The 214-nt window shown below is 48.6% G+C and carries 1 protein-coding gene; it reads left to right on the forward strand.

Features of this window, described 5'->3' with window-relative positions:
* The coding region (locus J7R10_RS09715; protein WP_208436562.1) for a DUF3164 family protein at window positions 1-120 on the forward strand (120 nt) is incomplete at its 5' end.
* Window positions 121-214: the final 94 nt, after the last annotated feature.

A 214-nucleotide genomic window follows, 5' to 3' on the forward strand; every position in this document is an offset into this window, starting at 1 on the left:
ATGCGTGCAATTCGTGAAGCCATTCGTGTGACGACATCTAAAGAATATGTGCGCTTTTATGAGCGCGATACATTGGAGCATCCTTGGCGTCCTGTGATCATTGATGTGGCGAAGACGTGAGGGGTAACATGTCTTTAGCTATCCTTCATATGGGAAAACGCGCGTTAGGTCTTGATGATGAGACCTATCGCGCACTGCTCTATCGCTTGACGGG

Origin of the sequence: Bartonella vinsonii subsp. berkhoffii ATCC 51672, assembly GCF_902825225.1 — a bacterium.
In the GTDB taxonomy this organism is placed as follows: domain Bacteria; phylum Pseudomonadota; class Alphaproteobacteria; order Rhizobiales; family Rhizobiaceae; genus Bartonella; species Bartonella berkhoffii.